Source organism: Mesorhizobium alhagi CCNWXJ12-2 (assembly GCF_000236565.1).
Classification (GTDB): Bacteria; Pseudomonadota; Alphaproteobacteria; order Rhizobiales; family Rhizobiaceae; genus Allomesorhizobium; species Allomesorhizobium alhagi.
The window spans coordinates 14328-36644 of record NZ_AHAM01000021.1 but is presented as its reverse complement, the minus strand read 5'-3'; the positions used below and the strand labels follow the sequence as shown (position 1 = coordinate 36644).

Genomic DNA, 22317 nt, shown 5'->3' with positions numbered 1-22317 from the left:
CCCGCGAAACCGCAAGCATGCGGTTCCGCAGTCTTTCTGGGGATAAGCTGGCCCTGGCGGCCGGCCGCTTGTCCTTAGGGGCTCAAGCCTGGTCGCTGATAAGCCTGCGCAGCAGTTCCAGTTCCTGCGCCAGCGTGTTGTCGCCGCCGGACAAATCCTCGATCTTGCGTACTGCGTGCAGCACCGTGGTGTGGTCGCGGCCGCCGAAACGCCTGCCGATCTCGGGCAGCGAGCGCGGCGTCATCACCTTGGCGAGATACATGGCGATCTGCCGCGGCTTGACGATCGTGCGCGTGCGCCGGTTCGACAGAAGCTCGGTCTTGGACACATTGTAGTGCCGCGCCACGATCCGCTGGATGTCTTCGATGCGTACCCGTTTAGGCTCGCCCGAGCGATAGATATGGCCGAGGATCTCGTCGATACGGTCGATGGTGATCTGCGGCTCGAAGGACTGACGAAACAAGAGCTGGTTGAAAGCGCCTTCCAGTTCCCTGCCGCTGCCGGTGACGGTGCGCGCGACATGGGTCAGGATCTCCTCCGATATATCGAGCGCGTGGTCGTCGGCCTTGGCGCTTGCCAGCCGAAGCTGCAGCATGCCGAGCCGCATGCCGAAATCCGGTGCCGACATTTCCAGCGCCACGCCGCCATTCAACCGCGAACGCACGCGCGGCTCGAGCGATTCCAGCTCGGAGGGCGGACGATCGGCCGCCACCACGACCTGCTTGGCGCTGTCGAGCAGCATGTTGATCAGATGGCAGAACTCGTGCTGGATCGATTTTCCCTGCAGGAACTGCATGTCGTCGATGATCAGCAGGTCGATGTCGCGCAACTGTTCCTTGAGCGTCAGCGCATTGTTGTCGCGAATGGCGGTGGCGAAGCGCCACATGAAATATTCCGCCGTCAGATAGACCACCCGCGATTTCGGGTTCTGCTTCAGGGATTCGGCTGCGATCGCCTGCAGGAGATGGGTCTTGCCGAGCCCGACGGTGGCGTGAAGGAACAGCGGATTGAATCGTGAGTTCGATTCCGCCACCGCTCGCGAAGCCGCGAGCGCGACGCGGTTTGACGGTCCTTCGATGAAGGACTGGAACGTATAGCGCGGGTCGAGCGGAGAGCCGAGAACGCTCTGCCGAAACTCCACGTCGGCGCCGTTTGCCCGGGCGGGCGTCGCCCGCTCGACAGCAGCCGCTGCGGCTGTGCCGGCCGAAAGCGCGGTGTGCACCTGCCGTGTCGCCTTGCGGGCGAAGGCCGGCTCGGCCTCACCGGCCGGCGCTGCCATGCGGGTCGCGGTGCGAACCACGATGTCGATCTTCAGGACGTCGGGATCTTCCTGCTTCCAAAGCTCGGAAATCAAATCGAGATAGTGGCTGTTGATCCAGGAGCGCAGGAACGCGGTCGGCACGGAAATCCGGACCAGGCCCTTGGACGCTTCGGTGACCTTCATCCGGCCGAACCAGCTGGAATAGACCTCGCCTCCGAGACGCGCCTTTAGCTGCGCCTTAACTTTGTCGAATGCCTTTTCCGCGCTGCCCGACGCTGCCATGCCGTCTCCCCCGATCCGGTTTCCAGGAAAAGAGAAGCCGGACTTAGCCTCTCTTTCGATGCCGCTTTGCATTGTTCAATCCCTCGCTTCATTTTCTGTTTTCGCCGACGCCGCGCCCGTCGACAGTTGATCCCGATCGCCGTGCATCCGCCCGGCGACACGGTTCCTTCATTGCCGGCACGGGCTTGTCCCCGCCCGCACCGGCATCACCCCAACAAGGCAAAGGAAGCTCGTTTCCGGCAAATAGCCAGAGCGCACTCGCTTCCCCAAAATTTGTCTTGCCCCCAGTCCCCTACACGCTCGAAAGGCAAACCTAATCCATTCGCAGAGACAAACCCCCACGCTCAAATTCTGCGATTTCCAGCTAGGTCGTCAGGCCATTGGCCCGTCCCTTTCGATGTACAGACATTACAAAAATCGCTGTGGACAGGGCAAGGCCGCAGCTAACGGATTTTTAATGAATCTGATTGGTGAATTGCCCGACTCTGGGGCGCCGTTGGTTGCCGAAACGACAAAAGCGTGTGGATTCAAATCGTTTTTCGCCGGTTGCCGGAGCCGGGCGCTAGCGCGAAAAATTTTTAAAATATTTGCTTGACAGCTAAATGCCCCGGATCATCCACCGGCATATTGAACAAGCTGTGGACAACCTTTCGCAACTATCTGAATTTAAAGAGGAAAACGTGTCAGGATAGTTATACGCTGAAGCGGCGCTTTGGGCTGCCTGAGTTCAGAAATTCCGCATATGCCGGCAAAACAGTTGCAACTGTTGAGAGTTCCGCTGGGGCATCCTGTTGCGGGCATTTTGCAACCCATTGTCGGCAAACGAAAAAACCCGGCGGATTAGGCCGGGTTCGTTTCGGTTGGATGCTTCCTGCGCTTCAGGCGGAAAGCGTCTTGAGGCGCTGAGCCAGCCGTGAAACTTTGCGGGAGGCGGTGTTCTTGTGCATGACGCCCTTGGTCGCCGCGCGCATCAGTTCCGGTTGGGCAGCCAGGAAGGCCGCCTCCGCAGCGGTCTTGTCGCCGGCGGCCAGCGCTTCCTCGACCTTGCGGATATAGGTCCGGACGCGCGAGCGGCGGTTCTTGTTCATCGCGGTGCGCCGTGCGATCTTGCGCGTAGCCTTCTTGGCCGAAGATGTATTGGCCATGGTGCCTCTCTTTGTATCTCTGCATGGGCGCCCGGGTTTGGCTTGGGCGCAAAAAACAAACGGGCAGCCACAGGCCGCCTCGGTTGGTGCGGCTTATAGTGCAGCTTTCCCGGCCCGTCAACGCTGTTTGGGCACGATTTTGAACGGGTTTGCTGCGGCGGTCACTGGTTCCTGAAATTGGCCGAACGCTTCTCGATAAAGGCCGCCATGCCTTCCTTCTGATCTTCCAGTGCGAACATGGAATGGAAGAGCCGGCGCTCAAAGCGCAGGCCTTCGGCAAGCGTGGTTTCGTAGGAGCGATTGACCGCTTCCTTCGCCATCATCACGGCGGGCAGCGAGAATTCGGCGATCTTGGCCGCGGCCTTCAGCGTCTCCTCCAGAAGTTCGCCCAGCGGCACGACGCGAGACACCAGGCCGGAGCGCTCGGCTTCGGCCGCGTCCATCATCCGGCCGGTCAGGCACATGTCCATGGCCTTGGACTTGCCGACGAAGCGGGTGAGGCGTTGCGAGCCGCCCATGCCGGGCATGACGCCAAGCGTGATTTCCGGCTGGCCGAACTTGGCACTGTCGGCGGCAATGATGAAGTCGCACATCATCGCGAGTTCGCAGCCGCCGCCGAGCGCATATCCCGCGACTGCCGCGATCACCGGCTTGCGAATGCGGGCAAACTGCTCCCATCCGGCGAAGAAATCCTCGAAATAGGCGTCGACATAGCTCTTGGACTGCATCTCCTTGATGTCTGCGCCGGCCGCAAACGCCTTTTCCGAGCCGGCTAGCACCATGGCGCCGATGCGCGGGTTGGCTTCGAAGATCTGCATCGCTGCCAGCACTTCGGCGAGAACCGTCGAGTTCAGCGCATTCAGCGCCTCCGGTCGATTGAGCGTGACAAGGCCGACCTTGCCGCGCGTTTCGACGATGATCGTTTCGTAAGCCATCAGAAGCTCTCCCTGAAATCTGCGCGCTGTCGCCCTGACCTAGAGCAGCCCTGCTCTAACCTAACGCTGGCAGGACGGGCAATAGAATGTCGATCTTCCGCTCTGCACGACGCGCGTGATGTGGCCCTTGCAGCCGGGCGTCGTGCAGCGCTCGCCCTCACGGTCATAGACAGAGAACGAATGCTGAAAATAACCAAGCGAGCCGTCGGCCTGGATGTAGTCCCGCAGGGACGAGCCGCCAGCCTGTATGGCGTCGGCGATCACCGACCGCACAGCCTCCGCCAGGGCGTCGGCGCGGGCCGCGGCCTTCTTTCCCCGCTCGGCTATGGTTCCGGCCGCGCGAAGCGGCGACAGGCCGGCACGCCACAGCGCCTCCGCGACATATATATTGCCGAGACCTGCGATGAGCCTTTGGTCGAGCAGCGCCGCCTTGAGCGGTGATTTTCGGCCTTGGAACAATTCCTGGAGCAGCCGCCCGTCGAGCGCGTTGCCTGTCGGCTCGATCCCCAGCCCGGCCAGCATCGGGTGGTCGCCGGAGGCGCCTTCGGCAAACAGCATGAAGCCGAAGCGCCTGGGATCGTTGAACACCACGCGCACGGTTTCGCCTCGCGGCACTTCCATGTGGAACACCACATGGTCGTGCGCCGACGCCTTGGAGCGTTCGTGATGGAAGGCGCCGGGCATATCGCTGTCCGCACCCGCTTCAACCCGGAAAGATCCGGACATTCCGAGATGGCAGATCAGCGTCGGCCCGCCATCGATATGCGCGGTAAGGTATTTTGCCCGTCTGCCCAAGGCAGTGACAGTGCGGCCTTCGAGCCGTTCGGCGAAGCGTTCGGGCAGCGGGAAGCGCAGATCCGGCCGGCGGGCTTCGACGCGCATGATGTGCGCGCCTTCCATCACCGGCTGCAGGCCGCGCCGCACGGTCTCGACTTCAGGAAGTTCAGGCATGCGCGGAAATCGTCTTGTAGAATGACGCACCGTGGCGGCCGGGCGACAGGCCGAGATGCTCGGCAACCGTCTCGCCGATATCTGCGAAGGTGTTCCTGAGGCCGATTGACCCGCCGGAACGCCCCGGGATCATGCCGATGATCGGAACGCGCTCACGCGTATGGTCGCTGCCGCGCCAGGAGGGGTCGCAGCCGTGGTCGGCGGTCAGAAGCAGCAGATCGCCGTTTTTCAGCCGCGCCAGCGCCTCCGGCAGGCGGCGGTCGAACTCCTCGAGCGCCGCCGCATAGCCGGCAATGTCGCGCCGGTGCCCGTACAGCGTGTCGAAGTCGACGAAATTGGCGAACACCAGGTCGCCGTCGCCGGCATCGTCGATGGCGACAAGCGTCTTGTCGAACAGCGCCATGTTGCCGGCCGCCTTGCGTACTTCGGAGACGCCGCGATGCGCGAAGATGTCGCCGATCTTGCCCATGCCGATGACGCGGCTGCCGCGCTCGACCAGACGGTCGAGCAATGTCGGCTCGGGCGGCGGCACAGCGAAGTCGCGCCGATTTGCCGTCCGCTCGAAATCCGCCGGGCTCTCGCCGATGAAGGGCCGCGCGATAACCCGCCCTATATTGAGCGGATCGACCAGCTTTCGCACTGTCTTGCAAAGATCATAGAGACGTTGGAGCCCGAAATGGCTCTCATGCGCGGCGATCTGGATGACCGAATCCGCCGATGTGTAGCAGATCGGCTTGCCGCTCCTGATGTGCTCTTCGCCGAGTTTGGCGATAATTTCCGTTCCCGAGGCGTGGCAATTGCCGAGAATGCCCGGAACATTGCCTTCCTCGATTATCGCCTCGGTCAGTTCGGCAGGAAAGGTGGGTTCGGTGTGCGGGAAATATCCCCATTCGAACGGCGCCGGCACTGCCGCTATTTCCCAGTGGCCGGAGGGCGTGTCCTTGCCGCTGGACACCTCGTCGGCCGCGCCGTGGAAAGACGAAGGCATAAGCCGCGGTGCATCTTGGCCGAAGGAGAAGCCGGTCGCGAGCGCCCCGGCTCGCCCGAGCCCCAGCGCCAGCATGTTGGGAACCATGAGAGGCCCCTGCCGCAATCCGTCCCGGTCGGCTTTTCCCGCCGCGCAGGTTTTGGCGATGTGGCCGAACGTGTTCGACCCGGAATCGCCGAAGCGCTCGGCGTCGGCTGCGCCGCCAATGCCGAATGAATCGAGGACGAACAGGAATGCGCGGGCCATGAAGTATCCGGCTCATTGTTGCGGGTGGTCGCTGGTCGCCCCCAGACATAAGGTCCGGGAGTGGCCTTGGCAATTCGCCACCGCAAGCGCCGGAGCAGGCCCGGTGCAAGCTCCTGCCAAAAAGAGCTAGAGGTTGCTCAGCAGGTCGCGCATTTGATGGTCGGGCTCATGCGCGGCCGCAAGTAGTAGGTTTCCTTCATGTCGATATTGTCGAAGGCCGCCATCAGGCCAAGGGTCGACTTGGCGTCCGGCGACCACGTGATGAGCGGCTCGTAGTCGAGATAGCTCTCGACGCGGATCAGGAACGAGCCGGGCATTTGGAGCGTCGGCGGCACCGCAGACGCAGGCACAGTAACGGGGCCCTTGCTGTAGGCGCCGTTCTCAAGCTTGCGCGACCATTCCACCGTCACCTCCGAGGTCGCCGAGATGCCGATGGCGGTCACCACGATCTTGGGCGTGGAGCGGTTGTATGGCTGCATGATCGATCCGCCGATCTTCATGATGGCATCGAGTTGGCTCGGCGTGACTTCGGACTGCTGCGTGATCAGGTCGGCCACCATGCTTCCGACCCGCCCGACCTTTTTGTTGGCCTCGATGCCCTGCGCCACTTCCATGGTGACGAAGTACATGGACAGGAGCAGCGGTGCGATCAGCGCGAACTCCACCGCCGCGACGCCGCGGCGATCCGGGATCAGCCTGGCAAAACCAGCCGCCAGCTTCGATATTGCAGTTTGTGCCCCCGCACCAACAGACATTTCCTTGGACCTTCCGTGTTCAATCGTCGAACGGCTCGTTCTGCCAGGTTACGGTTGCGAAATGCAGCGTCTTGCCGCCCTGGAGATTGGACATCGACGCGCGCATGAAATCGGTTATGACCGGCCATTCGTAGAACACTCGCAGGACGTTCTTGGACAGCGACGGACCGGGGTCGAATGTGAAGTTGGACGTCGCAAGCGCTTTGTCCTTGCCGCTGCCCTCGTAAATGATACGCAGGGCGGCGGCCTCCTCGAACGTGTTGAAGCTACGCAGATCCACGTGGAGGCCGAGGCAGCCGTCGGCGACCATGACCTCGAGCCTTTCGCAAATCTTGTCCTTGAGAAACTCGTGGGTGAACGTCGGATCGCTGGCCTTGAGCTGCCCCGTCCGCAACTGGCGGGCGATGTCGTCGGTAGCGTTGGACATGACCTGCTGTCCGGCAAAGGAGATGCAGCTCTCGAGAATCGCGAATATCAGCAGCGAGAACGGTATCGCCAAGACCGAGAACTCGATCGCTGTTGCGCCGCTTCGATCGCGTACAAACCGCGACAGAATGCTCCGCGGCCGCTTTCGCGGGTTTCCGCTATCCGTATCGGGTCTGGCAATCATTTCGGTTCCCGCCGATCCAATGTCATCGCTTCCGGACATTAGACTGAACCGGTTGAAGTCCGGTTTTGATGGTCGCTAGAATTGGCGCGCCCGATTTTACCCTGCGGTTACCATGCCTTGCGCGGCTGCCCGACGGAGTTGGCCGCCGCTACTGGCTCGCACCCAGCGCCATGTCCGATTCCCGCTCGGCATCGGTCTTGTAGGAGTTTTCGCAATAGGGCGTGCAGGACAATGTCTGCAGATTGGCGCGGCGATAGATGCGCACCGACGAAGTCGTCTGCCGCGTCACCGTCACCTGCTCGTCGACGATCGGTGCGCCCGTCTGGTCCAGCACGACGAGATTGGTCACGCCGAACCCTTTTCCGGTCAGCACGATCGTCGTGCCGTCCTGCACCGCCGCATCGGCGATCGCCGGATTGCCGATAACGATCGTGTCTGCGGCACGCGAAAGCTTGACGATCTTGGCCTGGTTCATGACCACCTCGATGCCGGCGCCCGAATGCGCGGCAAGCGTGGACGCGGCGATGAGCGCGGCTGCGCCAGCAATGCGAAGGAAAGATCTCAGCGCGGCCATGGGGCTCTCCGGGCGAGGGAAGTGTTCAACGGAAGATGAACGATATTGGTGAACCAACGGTTAAGCGTTCCAGGGTCGCTGCCCCGTCGTCGGAATGATCGTCGGCGGGCATATAAATAAGAGCGTGGCGAAAGCCCGGCGGAGCGAGCCATTCCAGCAATGCACCCGGCTTCGAATATCCCGCCGAAGTTTAGCCGGCGGTTAACCAAAAGGGGCGGGAGGCGGCTGAAAGAATTCGGTAAGGCTGTTTATTAAGCCGATCGAAAGAGCTCGCTTGTACTTTCCGGTCATCCGATCAACCCCGACAAAAAAGTTGACGGAAGTGCTGTAACACGTGGAGTAAGGAGCTCTCCAAATGTCTAAACTCATTGCACGTTTTGTGAAGGACGAATCCGGCGCGACCGCAATCGAATACGGTCTGATCGCCGCCCTTATCGCCATGGCGATTATCGTTGGAGCCGGAGCCATCGGCGACGAACTGGCCCTGAAATTCCAGTCTATCGCGGATTCGCTGACAGCGGTTGACAACCCGTAATTCGAATAGGGCTGCAGGCCTTTTGCTATATAAAAAGGCTGCTCCCAACGGAGCGGCCTTTTTATTTGAAAGGAACTATGCCGGCGCTCTGCAGGCGACGGCGGGAGCCACATTGGAACAGACATGCTCGAAGCCGCGATTTTCGTCGTTTTCCCGTTCTGCATGCTGTTTGCCGCGGTCTCCGACATGCTGTCGATGACGATCGCCAACCGCGTCGCGATTGTCCTGGTGGCGACGTTTGCGATTGTCGCGCCTCTCACCGGCATGGACTGGATCGACTTCGGCTGGCATTTGGCCGCCGGCGGCGTCGTGCTGCTGGTCACCTTCGCGCTTTTCGCGCTGGGCGGTATGGGCGGCGGCGACGCCAAGCTCATGTCCGCCACCGCGCTGTTCCTTGGCTTCAACATCCACCTCATCGAGTATTTGGTGGTTTCGGCCTTCCTCGGCGGCGTTCTCACTGTCGCCATCCTGGCCTATCGCAACTCAGCGCTTTCGGTGTTCACCAGCCGCAACATGTTCCTGCGCCATTTCGCGGACGATGCCGTCGGCATTCCCTACGGCATAGCGCTCGGCCTGGGCGGGCTCGTCGCCTATCCCGCTTCGCCGCTGGTCGTCTGGGCTTTGGAGCGGCTGGCGGCGAGTTGACCTCGGTCAATCCCCGTTCACAACGGGCGGCCTGGCCGCCCGTTTTCGTTTGCCGGCATGGGTTCGGCGGTATTTGAGTAAACCTTAAATTAATCACGATCGTAAGCATTGCATTAACCGTAATTTGACGATTGGCGATGCAATGTCCGGCTCGACTAGATGAGTTGCCAAGGGCGGGCTGGGACAAATGGCTGCATCGAGATTGATCATTTTGGGCGTGGCCGTGGCTGCGGCGGGCGGCGCTGGCTACGTGGCGAAGAACATGTCGGCGCCTCCGGCAGAAATCGTCGTCGAGGCTGGCCCACAACAGCCGTCGATCGAGACGACTGAAGTGCTGGTGTTGTCCGGCGATGTTCCGATGGGCGCTCCCGTCGGGGACCAACTATCCTGGCAGGCCTGGCCGTCCAACGCGGTTACCGAGCATTTCATCGCCCGCGCGGCTGAGCCCGATGCGATGGAAAAGCTGAAAGGCTCGATCGCCCGCCTTGCCATGTATGGCGGCGAGCCGCTGCGTCGCTCCAAGCTGGTCGGCGAAGGCCAGAGCTTCATGTCGTCTATCCTGCCCTCGGGGTCGCGCGCCGTCGCCACCCAGATCGCCGCCGACACCTCGGCCGGCGGCTTCATCCTTCCCAACGATTTTGTCGACGTCATCATGACGCGCCGCTCCGACACTGCCGGCGCCGGCAGCGGCTTCATCACAGAAACCATCCTGCAGAACATCAAGGTGCTGGCGATCGACCAGGCAATCCAGGAGGATGAGGAGGGCCGCCGCGTCAAAGTAGGCGAGACGGCGACCTTGGAACTCACGCCCCAGCAGGCCGAGATCATCACCGTGGCGCAGCAGATGGCCGATCGCCTCACGCTCGCGCTGCGGTCGGTCGCGGACGCGCAGGAAGAGCCGCAGGTCGAGGCCGACTATCTCGTCTCCGGCAATGGCCGGCGCGGCACGGTCCGGCTGATCAAATCGGGCGAAGTTTCCGAAGTGGGAGCCAGGAAATGACAATGACCGCGAAATCACCCGTCATGTCCGTCCGGCACGCCTGTAAGTTCACCTTCCGCACCGCGACGACATTGGCCGCTGTCTGCGCGGTCCTGCTTGCAGGCACAGGCCTGGAAGGCCTCACCAGTGTTCAGGCTGCCGAGAATCTTGCGAAAATAGGCTCTTCGGCCGCCGCGGGCCAGCAAGTGAAGCTTGGTCTCAACAAGTCCATCGTGATCGACCTGCCGAGCGACGCCTATGACATTCTCGTAGCCAATCCGGGGGTCGCCGACGCAGTCACGCGCACGGCGCGGCGCATCTACTTGTTCGGAAAGGCCGTCGGCCAGACCAACATCTTCGTCTTCGGCCCGAATGGCGAACAGATCGTCAGTCTCGACCTCGCCGTCGAGCGCGATGTTGCCGGCCTGGAGGATTATATCCAGCGCTTCATCCCCAATTCGGATATCACCGTCGAGCTCATCAACGACAATGTGGTCCTCACCGGCACCGTGGACACGCCGCTCGACGCCAAGCGCGCGGCCGAGCTTGCCAACATCTTCGTCAGCGGCGGTGAAGCGACGACCGGCCAATACTCGCAGACCGCCTCTGGTGGTTCGTCTGACGGCGGTGTCGACATCGACAATCCCGATTCCACCCGCCGCACCAGCCAGATCGTCAATCTTCTCCAGATCATCGGCGAGGATCAGGTCACGCTGAAGGTCACGGTTGCCGAAGTCAGCCGCAACGTCATGAAGCAGCTTGGCGTCAATATGATTGGCAGCGGCGACGGAAATGGCATCACATGGGGCGCTATCAGCGACAACGTGCTTGGGCTCGGCAAACCTCTTTCTGATTCGCAGATATCGCTCGGTACTTCCATGCTCGATGCTTACATCAACGCCATGGAGCAGTCCGGCGTTATGAAAACTCTCGCCGAACCTACGCTCACAGCGGTTTCCGGTGAAAAGGCGACTTTCAAGGTGGGCGGCGAATTCAACTTGCTTACCGGTCAGAGTGTCTCGCAAGGAGACCAGACCAAAGGTGAAGCCGACACCCTTACCTATGATATCCAGAAGCTTGAATACGGCATCGGTCTGGAATTCCTGCCGGTAGTGCTTTCGCCGGGCCGGATCAGCCTGAAGATAAGGACTTCTGTCTCGGAGCCGACAACGGAAGGGTCGGTCACCTTCTCCAGCCCGTCTATGGGTAGTAGATTCAACGTACCTGGCTCAACCGCGCTTTCGATCCGAAAGCGCCTGGCCGACACCACGGTCGAACTCCCCTCCGGGGGGTCGATGATGATAGCCGGCCTGGTGCGCGACGACGTCAGGCAGGCGGTCAACGGCCTTCCTGGCCTGGCCAAAATTCCTGTTCTGGGCACGCTTTTCCGCAGCCGCGATTTCGTCCGCAACGAAACCGAGCTCGTCATCATCGTGACGCCCTATCTGGTCAAGCCGACCGCGCGCAATGCGCTCGCCAAGCCGGACGACAATTTTAATGCCGCGAGCGACGGCGCCGGGATGTTCCTCGGCAGGGTCAACCGCGTCTACGGCACCATGCAGACCGACAAGCCGAATGGCCGCTATCACGGGATGGTCGGCTTCATCTACAAATGAGCGGGGAACGGGCAATGTCTAAGGCAGCGTTTAAGAACCGGACGGATGCCGCGCGCAAGGGCGTTTCCCCCACGCGCATCCGCCGGCCGGCGGTTTCAATCCTCGGCGTGGCTGCACTGGCGCTCCTTGCCGGATGCGCGATGGGCCAGCGGGACAGCGTCGTCGTGGGGTCGATCCCGGACGACTACCGCACCAACCATCCGATCGTCATCGCCGAGAAGGACCAGGTGATCGATCTTCCCGTGGCCGCCAGCGACCGCGGCATGACGGCGGGGCAGCGTGCCTCCCTGGAAGGTTTTTTCGCAGATTACGACCGCAGCGCGGCCCCCCCGGTGAGCATATTGGTGCCGGTGGGCGCAGCCAATGACATCGCCGCGTCTCATGCCGGCAACGACTTCGCCAGGCTGGCGAAGGCCAACGGCATTCCCGACAGCCGGATCCTGATCAGCTCGTACCAGGCGCCGTCGCCGGAGATCTCGGCGCCGGTCCGCGTCGCCTATACCGCCATGAAGGCGCAGACGGGCAAATGCGGGCGCTGGCCGGAAGACATTCTGGAATCCACCGAAAACAAGCATTACGCCAATTTCGGCTGCTCCTATCAGAACAATCTGGCCGCGCAGATCGCCAATCCGTCGGACCTGCTCGGTCCGCGCAAGCAGACCACGATTGACGCCGAAAGGCGCGGCATCGTCATCGACGACTACCGCAATGCGCCGGTCTTTGCGCCGCCACAACGCCGCGAAGTCGAATACTGATCCAGTCGCAGCCTTGGGGGCGCGTGAAACATGAACAATCTGGCCTACGATACCACTCTCGAAAGCAGCGACGCGGCGCAGGATATCGCAGCGATGCAAGCGCTGCGCCCGGTTCCGCGCATCTCCGTGCAGGCCTTCTGCGAGACCGAGGGCATCGCCAACCCGATCGAGCGCGCCGGCGAGGATCGCCGCATGTCGAAGGCCCATCTCAAGGTCCATATGGGTGGCCTTGCGACGGCGATCGAATTCTACCAGACGGCGCCGACGCCCAACCTGATCATTCTGGAATCCCGCAGCGAGCCGAAGGAACTGCTCGCCGGGCTCCGGCAATTGTCGGAATACTGCGATCCATCGACCAAGGTCGTCGTCATCGGTCACTACAATGATGTCGGCCTCTATCGGGAACTGATCCGCACCGGCATTTCCGAATATGTCGTAGCCCCGATTTCAATGGCCGACATCGTCAGCGTCATCTCGTCGATCTTCGTCGATCCCGAGGCCGAACCGATCGGCCGCTCGATCGCTTTTATCGGCGCAAAGGGCGGCGTCGGCTCGTCGACGATCGCCCACAACGTCGCCTGGGCCATGTCCAACCTCTTCGCCTCCGAGGTCGTCGTAGCCGATCTGGACCTGGCCTTCGGCACTGCCAACATCAATTTCGATCAGGATCCGGCCCAGGGCATAGCGGATGCCGTTTTTTCGCCCGAGCGCATCGACGAAGTCTATCTCGACCGCCTGCTCGCGCAATGCGCCGAGCGGCTGTCGCTTCTGGCGGCGCCCTCGACGCTCGACCGCGTCTATGATTTCGACATCGACGCCTTCGCCCAGATCATCGATACGGCGCAACGCAGCGCCCCACTTCTGGTGCTGGATGTGCCCCATGTCTGGACCGGCTGGACCAAGAACACGCTGATGAAAGCCGACGAGATCGTCATCACGGTGACGCCCGAACTGGCCAATCTGCGCAACGCCAAGAACCTGGTCGATATGCTTAAGAAGATCAGGCCGAATGACGTGCCGCCGAAGCTGATCGTCAATCAGGCGGGTGTCCCGAAGCGGCCTGAGATATCGATAGCCGACTTCGCCGAACCGCTCGGCGTGACGCCGATGGCGGTCATACCGTTCGAGCCGCTCCTGTTCGGCAACGCCTCCAACAACGGGCGCATGCTCGGTGAGATGGACGCCAAGAACCCGGTCGTCGCATCGATCAACGACATCGCTCACGTGCTGACCGGGCGAAGCGAGATCAAGGCCAGGAAGAAAGCCGCATTCGGTGATCTTCTTGGCAAGCTGAAGCTGAAGAAGAAGTGATCCACCGGCAGCGGAATTGGTAATCGATCATGTTTGGCAGAAGAGGCAATGACGACGGAAGCCGGGCGACGCCCGAATTCCGCGCGCCCACTCCGGCGGCTCCCCCGGTGGTCCGGACTCCGGAGCCGGCACTGGCCCCGGCGACGCCTGCGTCGGCGACTGCTCCCGCCGCAGCCCCAACCCGACGTGCGGTCGCCTCTCCGCCGATCGCGCCCGAGCCGCGTCGCGCATCGCGCGAGCGGAGCGAAAGCTACTACGATACCAAGTCGCAGGTTTTCGCGGCCCTGATAGACACGATCGACTTGTCGCAGCTCGCCAAGCTCGACCCCGACAGCGCGCGCGAGGAAATCCGCGACATCGTCAACGACATCATCGCGATCAAGAACTTCGCGATGTCGATTTCCGAGCAGGAGGAATTGCTCGAGGATATCTGCAACGACGTCCTGGGCTATGGCCCGCTTGAGCCGCTGCTCGCCCGCGACGACATCGCCGATATCATGGTCAACGGCGCCAAGCAGGTCTTTATCGAAGTCAACGGCAAGGTCGAGCAGACCGGCATCCGCTTCCGCGACAACCAGCAGCTCCTCAACATCTGCCAGCGCATTGTCAGCCAGGTCGGCCGCCGCGTCGACGAATCGAGCCCGATCTGCGACGCCCGCCTTCCCGACGGCTCGCGGGTCAACGTCATCGCGCCACCTCTGTCTATCGACGGCACCACGCTCACCATCCGCAAGTTCAAGAAGGACAAGCTGACGCTCGACCAACTGGTCAAGTTCGGCGCGATCAGCCCGCAGGGCGCCGAGGTTTTGAAGATCATCGGCCGGGTCCGCTGCAACATCGTGATCTCCGGCGGCACCGGCTCCGGCAAGACGACGCTCCTGAACTGCCTGACCAACTACATCGACCGCGAGGAACGCGTCATCACCTGCGAGGACTCGGCGGAGCTTCAGCTGCAGCAGCCGCATGTCGTGCGCCTCGAAACCCGTCCGCCCAACCTCGAGGGCGAGGGCGAGGTGACGATGCGCGATCTGGTCAAGAACTGCCTGCGCATGCGCCCCGAACGCATCATCGTCGGCGAAGTCCGCGGACCGGAAGTGTTCGACCTCCTTCAGGCGATGAACACCGGCCATGACGGCTCGATGGGGACGATCCACTCCAACAGCCCGCGCGAGTGCCTGAACCGCATCGAATCCATGATCGCGATGGGCGGATATTCGCTGCCGCAAAAGACCGTGCGCGAGATCATCGTCGGCTCGGTGGACGTGATCATCCAGGCCGCCCGCCTGCGCGACGGCTCGCGCCGCATCACGCACGTCACCGAGGTGATCGGCATGGAAGGTGACGTGATCATCACGCAGGACCTGATCCTCTACAACATCAAGGGCGAAGATTCCTCGGGCAGGCTTATGGGTGAGCACGTGTCCACCGGCATCGGCCGTCCGCATTTCTGGGACCGCGCGCGCTACTATAATGAAGAGCAGCGCCTCGCCAGCGCGCTCGAAGCCATGGAAAAGAAGGCGGATTGATGCGCGGGAGCGTGCTCTGATGTTCGGCATCGACGGAACGATACTGGCCTTCATAGCGCTCGCGGGCTGCAGCGCCGGCGCTGTCGCCTATGCATTCCTGTTCAACACCATCGCCGCTGAGAAGAATGCCGGCAAACGGCTCGAAACCGTCAAGCGCGCCGATACCGATCGCTCCGTAGTCAAGGCGTCGCGCGACCGGATGGCGGAAGCAGCCAAGCGCCGCAGATCCGTGCAGGATTCGCTGGATGACCTCGATGCCAAGCAGAAGGCGAAGGACCAGAACGTCAAGAAGCCGCCGCTAAAGGTTCAGATTCGGCAGGCCGGCATGACCATGACGGTCGAGCGCTTCTATCTCTATTCGCTCGCCAGCGGTCTCGCGCTGACGCTCGCGACCTTCGTGCTGGGCGCCCCCTTGATGGTCGTAGGCGGTGCGCTTATCGCTGGCACGCTCGGCCTGCCGCGCTGGTTCGTGTCGTTTCGGCGGGCGCGTCGCGTCAAGGCCTTCCTCGAAGAGTTTCCCAACGCGCTCGACATCATCGTGCGCGCGGTGAAGTCGGGCCTGCCGCTCAATGATGGCATCCGGCTCATCGCCAATGAATCGCCCGAGCCCGTCAGGACCGAGTTCCGCCGCATCGTCGAATCGCAGCAGGTCGGTCTATCGATCCCGGAGGCGACTATGCGCATGCCCGAAACCATGCCGTGCCCCGAAGCAGGGTTCTTCGGCATCGTCATCCAGATCCAGAGCCAGGCCGGCGGAAATCTGTCGGAAGCGCTGGGCAACCTTTCGCGCGTGCTGCGCGACCGCAAAAAGATGAAGGCCAAGGTGCAGGCGCTGTCCATGGAAGCGAAGGCATCCGCCGCGATCATCGGCGCCCTGCCCTTCATCGTCGCCCTCCTCGTCTATCTGACGAGCCCGAATTACATAATGCCGCTGTTCACCACGAGCACCGGCCATCTGATCCTGGGCATTTCCGGCGTCTGGATGTCGATCGGCATCTTCGTCATGCGCAAGATGATGAATTTCGAGGTCTGAAGAAATGACCGATCAAGTTGTCAAAGCCCTTACCGATCCATCCTTTCTCATTGCGATGCTGGTCAGCATCGCCGTCTTCGCCACCGTCTTCACTGTGCTGCCGGCATTCGGCGGAAATCCGCTCAAGGCGCGCATGAAATCGGTGGCGCTGGAGCGTGACGAACTCCGCGCCAAGCAGCGCGCGCGCCTCGCCGCCGATGCCGAGCGCCGCCGCAAGGGCCTGCGCGAGGAACAGTCGATCGGCATGCGTAACATCGTCGAGAAGCTGGATCTGAGGCGTGCGCTGGTCGACGAAAAGACGCTGAACGCACTCAAGGTCGCCGGCTTCCGCGGCCAGAATCCGCTGACGAAGTTCCTGTTTTTCCGCCTGGTGCTGCCCATTGTCGGCTTCGCCCTGGCGCTCGTCTATATGTTCGTGCTCGGCGGCCTGCCTGATCAGCCGCCTCTGATACGGTTCTTCGTCTGTATCGTCGTCGCCTATGGCGGCTTCTACGCGCCCAATCTCTACGTCAGCAGCCGCGCCTCGAAGCGCAAGCAGTCGATCCAGATGGCTTGGCCCGACGCGCTCGACCTGATGCTGATCTGCGTGGAATCAGGCATGTCCGTCGAGGCGGCCTTGCGCAAGGTTGCTGACGAGATAGGCGGCCAGTCGGTCGACCTCGCCGAAGAGTTCGTGCTCACCAATGCCGAACTCTCCTATCTGCAGGAACGCAAGCAGGCCTATGAAAACCTGGCCAGCCGCACCGGACTGGAATCGGTCAAGTCGGTCACGCAGGCGCTGGTCCAGGCCGAGCGCTACGGCACGCCCGTCGCCACGGCGCTCAGAGTGCTGGCGGCCGAGAGCCGCGAAATGCGCATGAATGCGGCCGAGAAGAAGGCGGCCGCGCTGCCGCCAAAGCTGACCGTGCCGATGATTCTGTTCTTCCTGCCGGTGCTCTTCGCCATTATCCTTGGCCCCGCCGGCATCCAGATCAGTCAGCAAGGGATCTTCGGCGATGGCGGCCGGACGTCCAGCCAGTAGCCCTTCAGGCGCCGAGGCCTAGATAAAGAACCGCGAATGATCTTGGCGCATGGAGGATCCGATGACGGTCAAGCGCATAGTCGCCAATATAGCAACGGAGGATCTCGGCGCGGCTCATGCCTTTTACGGCGAGATCCTCGGGCTCCGAATTGTGATGGATCACGGCTGGATCCAGACCTTCGCGGATGAGGGCCTTGCAGCCCCGCAGATCAGCTTCGCCACACAAGGCGGTTCGGGGACGCCGGTTCCCGATCTGTCGATCGAGGTCGATGATCTGGAGGAGGTCCGGCAGCGTGTCGTCGCCCACGGATTGAAGATCGAATACGGCCCGGCCAGCGAACCCTGGGGCGTGCGGCGCTTCTACGTTCGCGACCCGTTCGGCCGCCTCGTGAACATCCTCTGGCACGAGGAATGAAGCGGCGGTGTTCCTGCGCGGCGGCGTAGATGCCAGCCTCAGTTCGTATTGGTTTCCGGCTTTTCTTCTTCGGCCTTGATCTGGGTCCAGGCATTCTGCTGCGCCAGCATGCCGCGCAGATAGGCGACATTGGCTTCCGCCTGCTCGGGCGAAAGCTCCTGCCTGGCGATCTGCTCGGCTTCCTCGAAGCGGCCCTGCAGCCCGACGACCAACGCCAGGTTCTGTCTCACCCGGCTGTCGGCTCCCGCGGCCTGCGAAGCCGACCGCATATAAGTCTCGGCGGTCTTGAGGTCCCCTTCCAGCACATAGGACATTCCGAGATTGGAAAGCACCGAAGGCTCGTTCGGCTTCAGGTCCAGCGCCTTGCGGTAGAGCCGCCGCGCCTCGGCGGTCTGGCCGAGTTGGTCGAGAATCGCGCCTTCGGCCGAGGCCAGCTTCCAGTCCGGATATTCCGGCGTCTGCGCCCGGCGCACCGCGTCCAGCGCCGGTTCGAGCTGACCGACGCCGGCCAGCGCCTTGCCATAAGCGGCGAGCACCTCGCGATCCTTGGGATGCGCGATGGCGAGCTTGCGCATGACGGCGAGCGCCTGGTCGGCCTTGCCGTTCATCTGCAGCACGCTGGCGTAGCGCATGGCGGTCGGCTTGTCTTCGGTGTTGCGCGTGTAGGCCTTGCCCAGCGCGTCGGCCGTCGAGTCGAGTTCGCTGGCCGACATGGTTTCGATCGGCCTGCCCGCGTCGCGCGAGATCGAGCCTGTAATCATTTTCGAGGTGCCGCAGCCGGCCAGGCCGGCGGCCATCACAGTCAGGAAAACGCCGGTCACGAGCCGCTTGCCTGTTGCGTTCATCGTGCGATTGGTCAACATCGGCGCCCGAACCTCCATCCGTCTCCGCGACCGTTCGCCGGCCGCCTGCCCCACCTCGGAGAAATATTCCGTTAACCCTAATGGATGGTTAAGGAACGCCCTCACCAGTCCCAGGACCGAAAACATGCCTCTTGAACTCGTGCACAAGCAGCCCCGCAAAGCGCTGCCCGTCTATCTCGTCACCAGGGGCGGCCTGGAAAAAGCCGGCCTCGATCCCGCCGCCGCGGCATGGGCTGCCGCGAACGGCTTCACCGGCGAGGCAGGCAAGGTGCTGCTCCTGCCTGGCGCCGGCGGCGCGGCTGCCGGCGCGCTTTGCGGCATGGGCAATGGCGAGGCGTCGCTGACTGCCGGCGCGCTGGCCAAGGCGCTGCCGGAGGGCGACTGGTATTTCGCTTCCGAGCCGAAGGACCCGGCGCTCACAGCGCTCGGCCTGATGCTCGGCGGCTACGCCTTCACCCGCTACGGCAAGAAGCCGTCGCGCGACGTACGCTTTTCCGTGCCGGCAGGCGTCGACATCGAGCACGCGCGCCGCGTCGCCGACGCCGTGTTCCTGGCCCGCGACCTGGTCAACACGCCCACCAACGACATGGGACCCAACGCGCTCGAAGCCGCGGTCCAGAGTCTTGCGGGCAAGCACAACGCCAAGATCAAAATCGTCTCGGGCGATGCGCTGCTGGAAAAGAACTTTCCGATGATCCACGCTGTCGGCCGTGCTTCGACTGAAGCGCCGCGTCTGATCGACATGCGCTGGGGCCCGAAGGACGCGCTGAAGGTCACGCTGGTTGGCAAGGGCGTCTGCTTCGACACGGGCGGCCTCGACATCAAGCCGGCAAGCGGCATGCTGATCATGAAGAAGGATATGGGCGGTGCCGCCAATGTGCTGGGTCTTGCCTCTATGATCATGGAAGCGAAACTCGCAATCCGCCTGCGTGTGCTGATCCCGGCGGTGGAAAACGCCATTTCGGGCAACGCCTTCCGGCCCGGCGACGTCCTGCCGAGCAGGAAGGGCCTCACCGTCGAGATCGGCAACACCGACGCCGAGGGCAGGCTGGTTCTGGCCGACGCGCTGGCGCTCGCCGACGAGGAGGAGCCGCAGCTTCTCATCGACATGGCCACGCTGACCGGGGCCGCCCGCGTTGCGCTCGGGCCGGACCTGCCGCCCTTCTATACTGACGATGACGCGCTAGCCGCCGAACTCGCGGTCGCCGCACTCGCTGTCGAAGACCCGCTCTGGCGCATGCCGCTGTGGCGGCCCTACGAGGCTAAGCTGACCTCAAAGATCGCCGACATAAACAACGTCACCACCGACGGCTTCGCCGGCTCCGTCACGGCGGCCTTGTTCCTGCGCCGCTTCGTCGAGAAGGCGGCAAGCTGGGCGCATTTCGACATCTTCGCCTGGAACCCGTCCGACCGCGCCCACGGCCCCGCCGGCGGCGAAGCCCAGGGGATCCGTGCGCTGGAGCGCGTGCTGGCCCGGAGGTATGGCTAAGCATTCGGGCAAGGCTGAAGCTGCCTAGTCCGCTTCTCTCTGTCTGAGCTTGTCGAAAGATACAGGGAGAAAATGCCGGCTGGCAGGTGAGGGGTGGCGCCGACCTCACATGATGATCTGCACTAACTGAAACGGAACCGAAACGTTTCGCGCTCATTCTGCTGCGATGACCATCAACTTGCGCCCCAGCCAGGCGCTTCGGCTCTGGCAGCAGGTCACCCTTTCGGAGGTGCGTGACGACGCGCCTGACCTGACCATGCGCCAGGCGGCGATCCTGCTCACCGTCTATCTCGACCCGCCACCGCACACCGTGCGCGGCCTCGCCGCGCGGCTCAACGTCACGAAGCCGGTGATAACGCGCGCGCTGGATTCGATGGGCGCGCTGAAGCTGGTTTCGCGCCACCGAGACGAACGCGACAAGCGCAACGTGCTGGTCAGACGGACCGTCGAAGGCGCGCTCTATGTCGAGCGGCTCGGCGATGTTATCATCGCCAAAGCCAAGGAGCTGCCGATTTGACTGCCCGCGACGCCCGCCTGCATGCCTTCCGTCCCGATCTCGCCGACGACCGCCTCAGAGGTGAAGTCGCGGCTGAGCGCTTTGTCGCCGGCCAGCCGGCGCGCATCGTCGCCGCAGTCGCCGACATCAGGAAGGCGCCGGCCCCGGATGCAGGTGTCGATACGCAGGCGCTGTTCGGCGCCGATGTGCGGGTCTTCGAGCGGGCGGGCGGCTGGGCCTGGATTCAGGCGGAAAGCGACGGCTATGTCGGCTATGTGGTCGAGTCGGCCCTTGGGATGCGCGAGGCCGAACCGACGCATATCGTGGCCGCGCCGCGCAGTTTTCTCTATCCCGGCCCCGACCTGAAGCTCCCGCGCTCGGGCGAATTGTCGATGGGCTCGGCAGTGACCGCCACCGGCTATGCCGAGACGCGCGGCACGCGTTATGCGCTCCTGCCCTCCGGCGAAGCGTTGGTGGCGGGGCACCTGCGCCCGATCGGCGAAGCCGCGACGGACTATGTCGCGGTGGCGGAGACGCTCCTCTACACGCCCTATCTCTGGGGCGGGGTATCAGGTTTCGGCATCGACTGCTCCGGGCTGGTGCAGCTCGCCATGTGCATGGCCGGCAGGAACGTGTTGCGCGACACTGACATGCAGGCCGAAAGCATCGGCGCGCCGGTTGAGCCAGGCCCCGGCTTTTCGAGACTGCGGCGCGGCGACCTCGTCTTCTGGAAGGGCCACGTCGCGATCATGACCGACGCCGAAAACATGATCCATGCCAACGGCCAGACAATGCTGGTCTCCCGCGAACGGCTCTCCGACGCCATCGACCGCATAGGCTATCTCTATGGCGGCCCGACGGGGTTCAGAAGGCCGTAGGCTTTTTGACTGTGATCCCCTCCCGCGCTGCAAGCGGGATGGCGAGCCGGCGAGAAATGCCCGGGTTAATACCCCGCCTCGCGATTGACCAGATTGTGCAGCGGCTCGCCGCGCTCGTAGGCGTCCATCTGCTCGAGCATCGGCGCGGCGAGGTGCGCCGGGTCGGATGTCGCCGCCGCATGCGGCGTGACAAAGACGCGCGGATGCGCCCAGAGCGGGCTGGTGCGGGGCAGGGGCTCTACCTCGAACACGTCGAGGCTCGCTTCCTTCAGCGTGCCATCCTCCAGCGCGCGCAAGATGTCGGCGTCGCGCTGCAGCCTGCCGCGCCCGGCATTGATCAGCACCGCCCCGCCGAGACCGTTGCGTCGTCTGAGTTCCCGAAGCAGCCCGTAATTGACGATGCCATGCGTTGCCGGCGTCAGCGGCAGAAGCACCACGAGGATGTCGGTGGCGTTGAGGAACGGGATCAGCCCGCCATCGCCGGAAAATGTCGTGACGCCGGCCATCGGCCGGTCCGTGCGGCCCCAGCCATTGACGCGGAAGCCAAGCGCCAGCAGCGCCTGGGCTGCCGCGCGGCCAAGCTGCCCCAGACCCATGATGCCTACCGAAATGTCGTTTGCAGGCCGCTGCGGCGGCTCATGCCAGATCTTCTTGCGCTGCTGGGTGCGGTACAGCATGCCCTGCCGATGATGGTCGAGCACCCGCCAGGTGACATATTCGGTCATGTATTGGGTGAGATTTTCGGCGACGACGCGCACGATGGGCACGTCCGGCACCGTCGGATCGGTGAAGATGTGATCGACGCCGGCGCCGATCGAGAATATGGCGCGCAGGTTCGGCAGGCCGGCAAGCAGGTTCGGACGCTGCTTCCACACCACCGCATAGGTGATCGTCGGATCGTTCGGCCCGTCCGGCGCCAGCACCACCTCGCGGTCGGCTGACAGCAATTCCTGCCAGCGCTGCGGATTGAAGCCGGTGACCGAAAGCAGGATGCGGCCCTTCTGCATG

At 63.0% G+C, this 22317-nt stretch carries 23 protein-coding genes; 13 read left to right on the top strand and 10 right to left on the bottom strand.

Features of this window, described 5'->3' with window-relative positions; genetic code table 11:
• Positions 1-82: 82 nt before the first annotated feature.
• From dnaA to MAXJ12_RS01895, 8 genes are all read right to left on the bottom strand, one after another.
• Positions 83-1543, bottom strand: a complete 1461-nt coding sequence (gene dnaA / locus MAXJ12_RS01930) for a chromosomal replication initiator protein DnaA (RefSeq protein WP_008834053.1) — start codon at positions 1541-1543, stop codon at positions 83-85.
• Between the two features lie 878 nt (positions 1544-2421).
• Positions 2422-2688: a 30S ribosomal protein S20 gene (gene rpsT, locus MAXJ12_RS01925; RefSeq protein WP_008834052.1), complete on the bottom strand. Its 267-nt coding sequence runs from the start codon at positions 2686-2688 to the stop codon at positions 2422-2424.
• Between the two features lie 161 nt (positions 2689-2849).
• Positions 2850-3623, bottom strand: coding sequence for an enoyl-CoA hydratase (locus MAXJ12_RS01920; RefSeq protein ID WP_008834051.1), 774 nt, complete (start codon positions 3621-3623; stop codon positions 2850-2852).
• A 60-nt stretch (positions 3624-3683) separates the two neighbouring features.
• Complete coding sequence (mutM, locus tag MAXJ12_RS01915) at positions 3684-4574, bottom strand: bifunctional DNA-formamidopyrimidine glycosylase/DNA-(apurinic or apyrimidinic site) lyase (RefSeq protein ID WP_008834050.1); 891 nt, start codon at positions 4572-4574, stop codon at positions 3684-3686.
• Positions 4567-5808 (bottom strand): phosphopentomutase, encoded by a 1242-nt coding sequence (locus tag MAXJ12_RS01910; protein ID WP_008834049.1) that lies wholly within the window; start codon positions 5806-5808, stop codon positions 4567-4569. Before MAXJ12_RS01910 ends, mutM begins: the two co-directional genes overlap by 8 nt.
• Before the next feature lie 137 nt (positions 5809-5945).
• On the bottom strand, positions 5946-6563 hold the full coding sequence (locus tag MAXJ12_RS01905; protein WP_008834048.1) for a TadE/TadG family type IV pilus assembly protein: 618 nt from the start codon (positions 6561-6563) through the stop codon (positions 5946-5948).
• Between the two features lie 19 nt (positions 6564-6582).
• Positions 6583-7173, bottom strand: a complete 591-nt coding sequence (locus MAXJ12_RS01900) for a TadE/TadG family type IV pilus assembly protein (RefSeq protein ID WP_050898772.1) — start codon at positions 7171-7173, stop codon at positions 6583-6585.
• A 148-nt stretch (positions 7174-7321) separates the two neighbouring features.
• Complete coding sequence (locus tag MAXJ12_RS01895; protein ID WP_008834046.1) at positions 7322-7747, bottom strand: pilus assembly protein N-terminal domain-containing protein; 426 nt, start codon at positions 7745-7747, stop codon at positions 7322-7324.
• Between the two features lie 355 nt (positions 7748-8102).
• Between MAXJ12_RS01895 and MAXJ12_RS01890 the strand changes: the two genes are divergently transcribed.
• The 10 genes from MAXJ12_RS01890 (at position 8103) to MAXJ12_RS01845 (ending at position 17583) form a co-directional block, all read left to right on the top strand.
• Positions 8103-8282 carry a Flp family type IVb pilin gene (locus MAXJ12_RS01890; RefSeq protein ID WP_008834045.1) on the top strand — a complete coding sequence of 60 codons (180 nt, stop codon included), beginning with the start codon at positions 8103-8105 and terminating at the stop codon, positions 8280-8282.
• Between the two features lie 123 nt (positions 8283-8405).
• Positions 8406-8927, top strand: coding sequence for an A24 family peptidase (locus MAXJ12_RS01885; protein WP_008834044.1), 522 nt, complete (start codon positions 8406-8408; stop codon positions 8925-8927).
• A 187-nt stretch (positions 8928-9114) separates the two neighbouring features.
• Positions 9115-9927: a Flp pilus assembly protein CpaB gene (cpaB, locus tag MAXJ12_RS01880; protein ID WP_040584618.1), complete on the top strand. Its 813-nt coding sequence runs from the start codon at positions 9115-9117 to the stop codon at positions 9925-9927.
• Positions 9928-9929: 2 nt separating this feature from the next.
• On the top strand, positions 9930-11522 hold the full coding sequence (locus MAXJ12_RS01875; RefSeq protein ID WP_008834042.1) for a type II and III secretion system protein family protein: 1593 nt from the start codon (positions 9930-9932) through the stop codon (positions 11520-11522).
• A 14-nt stretch (positions 11523-11536) separates the two neighbouring features.
• A complete protein-coding gene (locus MAXJ12_RS01870; protein WP_008834041.1) occupies positions 11537-12277 on the top strand; it encodes a CpaD family pilus assembly protein in 741 nt (246 codons plus the stop codon).
• A 30-nt stretch (positions 12278-12307) separates the two neighbouring features.
• Positions 12308-13588, top strand: coding sequence for a CpaE/TadZ family protein (locus tag MAXJ12_RS01865; protein WP_008834040.1), 1281 nt, complete (start codon positions 12308-12310; stop codon positions 13586-13588).
• Positions 13589-13617: 29 nt separating this feature from the next.
• Positions 13618-15114 carry a TadA family conjugal transfer-associated ATPase gene (locus MAXJ12_RS01860; RefSeq protein ID WP_008834039.1) on the top strand — a complete coding sequence of 499 codons (1497 nt, stop codon included), beginning with the start codon at positions 13618-13620 and terminating at the stop codon, positions 15112-15114.
• Between the two features lie 19 nt (positions 15115-15133).
• Positions 15134-16147 carry a type II secretion system F family protein gene (locus MAXJ12_RS01855; RefSeq protein WP_008834038.1) on the top strand — a complete coding sequence of 338 codons (1014 nt, stop codon included), beginning with the start codon at positions 15134-15136 and terminating at the stop codon, positions 16145-16147.
• 4 nt (positions 16148-16151) lie between these two features.
• Complete coding sequence (locus MAXJ12_RS01850; protein ID WP_008834037.1) at positions 16152-17168, top strand: type II secretion system F family protein; 1017 nt, start codon at positions 16152-16154, stop codon at positions 17166-17168.
• Positions 17169-17229: 61 nt separating this feature from the next.
• Positions 17230-17583 (top strand): VOC family protein, encoded by a 354-nt coding sequence (locus tag MAXJ12_RS01845; protein WP_008834036.1) that lies wholly within the window; start codon positions 17230-17232, stop codon positions 17581-17583.
• Between the two features lie 38 nt (positions 17584-17621).
• Here MAXJ12_RS01845 and MAXJ12_RS01840 read toward each other — a convergent pair whose 3' ends face one another.
• On the bottom strand, positions 17622-18446 hold the full coding sequence (locus MAXJ12_RS01840) for a tetratricopeptide repeat protein (RefSeq protein WP_040584628.1): 825 nt from the start codon (positions 18444-18446) through the stop codon (positions 17622-17624).
• Between the two features lie 124 nt (positions 18447-18570).
• Between MAXJ12_RS01840 and MAXJ12_RS01835 the strand changes: the two genes are divergently transcribed.
• The 3 genes from MAXJ12_RS01835 (at position 18571) to MAXJ12_RS01825 (ending at position 21309) form a co-directional block, all read left to right on the top strand.
• Positions 18571-19935 (top strand): leucyl aminopeptidase family protein, encoded by a 1365-nt coding sequence (locus MAXJ12_RS01835; protein WP_008834034.1) that lies wholly within the window; start codon positions 18571-18573, stop codon positions 19933-19935.
• A 166-nt stretch (positions 19936-20101) separates the two neighbouring features.
• Positions 20102-20452, top strand: coding sequence for a MarR family winged helix-turn-helix transcriptional regulator (locus MAXJ12_RS01830; protein ID WP_008834033.1), 351 nt, complete (start codon positions 20102-20104; stop codon positions 20450-20452).
• A complete protein-coding gene (locus MAXJ12_RS01825; protein WP_008834032.1) occupies positions 20449-21309 on the top strand; it encodes a C40 family peptidase in 861 nt (286 codons plus the stop codon). The genes MAXJ12_RS01830 and MAXJ12_RS01825 overlap by 4 nt, the downstream gene beginning before the upstream one ends.
• 65 nt (positions 21310-21374) lie before the next feature.
• On the opposite strand, the gene MAXJ12_RS01820 is transcribed toward MAXJ12_RS01825, so the two are convergent.
• The gene (locus MAXJ12_RS01820) at positions 21375-22316 is read right to left on the bottom strand and encodes a 2-hydroxyacid dehydrogenase (protein ID WP_008834031.1); all 942 of its coding nucleotides are present in this window, start codon (positions 22314-22316) and stop codon (positions 21375-21377) included.
• Between the last annotated feature and the right edge of the window lies 1 nt (position 22317).